The sequence below is a fragment of the Corynebacterium sp. genome (assembly GCF_030152825.1).
Classification (GTDB): domain Bacteria; phylum Actinomycetota; class Actinomycetes; order Mycobacteriales; family Mycobacteriaceae; genus Corynebacterium.
This window is the reverse complement of record NZ_JASLIP010000081.1, coordinates 1-2,886: the sequence shown is the minus strand read 5'-3', so window position 1 is coordinate 2,886 and position 2,886 is coordinate 1. Positions and strand designations below refer to the sequence as shown.

Sequence of the window (2,886 nt, the reverse complement as noted above, 5' to 3'; positions counted from 1 at the left end):
CGGGCTGCCAGTGGCTAACACGGAGCACAAGCTCGCGGCCGTCGAATCGGGAGAGGAGATTCCGCGGCCGAGCAACGGGCACTCGGAGGTCGGCGAGCTGTGGGTGCGTGGCCCCCAGGTGATGCTCGGCTACCTGAACCGCGACCGGGAGACGGCAGAATCGCTCGTGGACGGTGACTGGCTGCGCACGGGCGACCTCGCGATCCAGGACCCCGAGGGCAATGTGTATATCGTGGACCGGCTCAAGGAGGTCATCAAGTACAAGGGCTACCAGGTCGCTCCCGCTGAGCTGGAAGCCCTGCTGCTCACGCACCCGGAGGTCGCGGACTCCGCGGTGATCGGGGTCGCGGATGAGGACGGCTTGGAGATCCCCAAGGGCTTCGTCGTGCTGCAGCAGAACGCCACGGCCACGGGTGAGGACATCATGGCCTACGTGGCAGAGCAGGTGCCGAGCTATAAGAAGATCCGCGCCATCGAGTTCATCGATGCCATCCCGAAGTCCTCGACCGGCAAGATCCTGCGTCGGGTGCTTCGGACCCGCGAGGGCTAGCGCGGCCCAGGGGTGCTCCGGGGTCCGGTCCCCTGCCCTCGTATCCCTGGCAGGTAGCTCAAGCCAGGGCAGGTGGTCCCAGGGCCGGTTGTTTTTAGCGCGGAGGCTGCTGGCCGGCGTAGGAAGCGGCAATGACGGTCGCGCTTCCAGCGGCGATCTCTGTGTGGCCTGCGTCGCGGACCTCAACCACCGGCCACTGCCCGCCCACCGCGGTGATCCACCGTGAGCTCGCAGCGGCGGCATCCGCGGCGGGACGCTCCGCGAGTGCGGCCCGCTTGCCTGCGAAGTCCTCGGCCGGGATTTCCCGCACGTGCACAGGGCAGCCTAGCTCGAACCACTCGACCGCCTGCTCCGGGCTGAGGAAAGCGGCATAAAGCATCGACCCGTGGCCAACCTGGGCTGCGGCCTTGCCGACGGTCATGCCCAGCCCAGCGTCGACGAAAATAACCGGGTGCAAAGGATCCGGTTCGGGTGTGGGCAGCGGCCCGGGCTCGGGTGGCAAGTCGGAGCCCTGGATCTGCAACTTGTTGATCCTTGGGTCCACCCCATGAACGGGCCCCGGGAGGAACGCCTTGGCCTTCGCCCCGTGCACATTCACCTCATGCCCGGGCAGCTCGAGGACCGCCTCCCACTTGCCGGCGCGGGCGCGGCGCGCGAGTTTGCGAATCTTCGCGCCGTACCAGCCCTTCAGCGACTGCGCCCACTCGCTATCTTCCTCGCCCGCTCGGGAGTCGAGGCATACCCGAGCGCAGGCGGAGGCGGCCGCGGCGAGGAGGTCGTGGCGCAGCGGCGCGTCAGTCTTCGGCAGGTGCAGAACCATCGGCATCGCCTGGACGCTGCTCGGGTCGTCCGGATCTTCGATACCGGGGTGCCCAGCAAGGTGGACGAGCATCGCATGCGCCCGCCGGATCAGCTCCCGCTCGTCCGTTTGCAGCTCCCCGGGGTCGTTGTGGTTGCGCACTAGTCCTGCAGTGGTGGACGCCGGTAGGTGCCGTCAGCCATGTCCTCGTGCTCGATCTCGGAGCGGGAAATGCCGAGCAGGAAGAGCACCTGGTCAAGGAATGGGTAATTCACCGAAGCGTCCGCCACCTCACGCAGGGCTGGCTTCGCGTTGAAGGCAATGCCCAGGCCCGCAGTGGAGAGCATGTCGATATCGTTCGCACCATCGCCCACTGCCACAGTCTGGTTGAGCTTGATGCCATTCGACCAGGCGAACTCCTTGAGGGATTCGGCCTTCGCGCGGCGATCAATGACCGGGCCGATCACGCGACCCGTGAGCTTACCCTCGCGGATCTCCAAGGTGTTGGCTCGGGCGAAGTCGAGACCCAGCTCTCGCGCCAGGGGTTCGATGATCTGAATAAAACCGCCGGAAACCACGCCGGTCTTGTAACCCAGGCGCTTGAGGGTGCGAATCGTGGTGCGCGCACCTGGGGTGAGCTTGATGTCGTTTGCGACCTTCTCCACCACCGATGCATCGAGCCCAGCCAGAGCATTGACACGCTCGTGGAGGGACTCCGCGAAGTCGAGTTCACCACGCATGGCTCGCTCGGTAACAGCAGCGACCTCGTCCTCGCGGCCAGCGTAGGCCGCCAGCATCTCGATGACCTCCTGCTGGATGAGGGTGGAGTCCACGTCGAAGCAGATCAGGCGTTTGCTGCGGCGAGCCAGGCCGGCGCGCTCGACTGCGATGTCGAGGTGTAGCTCAGCGGTGAGCTCAGAGACAGCCTTGCGCAGCTCGACTCCGCCGCCCGGTCGGGGGTTAGCGACGGTGAAGTGGATCTCCAGGCCGGTGACCGGGTAATCGGCGATCCCACGAATCGTGTCGATGTTCGCACCCTCGGCGGCCAGCGTTTGGCCGATCCGCTGAACATCCTCGGCGGTGATTCGGCGCCCGAGCACAACCATGACGTGGGAGGGCATCGGCTTGGTGGCCATGGCTTCCGTGTCCGTCTGGATCTGCACGCTCATGCCGAGGGCCTCCAGGTCGGCAGGCAGCTCGTTGTTGAGGGTCGCCAACGTATCGGCGTCGACGCCGACGAGGGCGGCGAGCGCGAGGTTGCCGCGGAAGACGGATTGCTCGATGTCGATGAGCTGGACGTCGTGGGCGGCGAGGCCACGGAAGAAGCGGGCGGTAACGCCGGGTTGGTCGTCGCCGGTGACGATGATGACGGCGGGTTCGTAGCCGTTATTCAGGATGGATTCCAGCTCTTCGGGGAAAGCGAGCCTCGTGGGCTGGAGATTATCGACTGGGGTGGAGTTACTTGCGCTAGTCACACTCACGATTGAACCACAGTGGCTGCGTCGAGGAGGACCCGCTACCCCCGTTTTTCGGCAAA

At 65.9% G+C, this 2,886-nt stretch carries 2 protein-coding genes and 1 pseudogene; 1 reads left to right on the top strand and 2 read right to left on the bottom strand.

Going from position 1 to position 2,886, the window contains the following annotated elements; genetic code table 11:
* Positions 1–550: pseudogene (locus Q1V78_RS08605) on the top strand (AMP-binding protein); the annotation flags it as partial.
* Between the two features lie 94 nt (positions 551–644).
* Here Q1V78_RS08605 and Q1V78_RS08600 read toward each other — a convergent pair.
* Both Q1V78_RS08600 and serB read right to left on the bottom strand, forming a co-directional pair.
* Entirely contained in the window at positions 645–1,511 is an 867-nt protein-coding gene (locus Q1V78_RS08600; RefSeq protein WP_300613627.1) for an aminoacyl-tRNA hydrolase, read from the bottom strand.
* The gene (gene serB / locus Q1V78_RS08595) at positions 1,511–2,755 is read right to left on the bottom strand and encodes a phosphoserine phosphatase SerB (protein ID WP_300613630.1); all 1,245 of its coding nucleotides are present in this window, start codon (positions 2,753–2,755) and stop codon (positions 1,511–1,513) included. Before serB ends, Q1V78_RS08600 begins: the two co-directional genes overlap by 1 nt.
* Between the last annotated feature and the right edge of the window lie 131 nt (positions 2,756–2,886).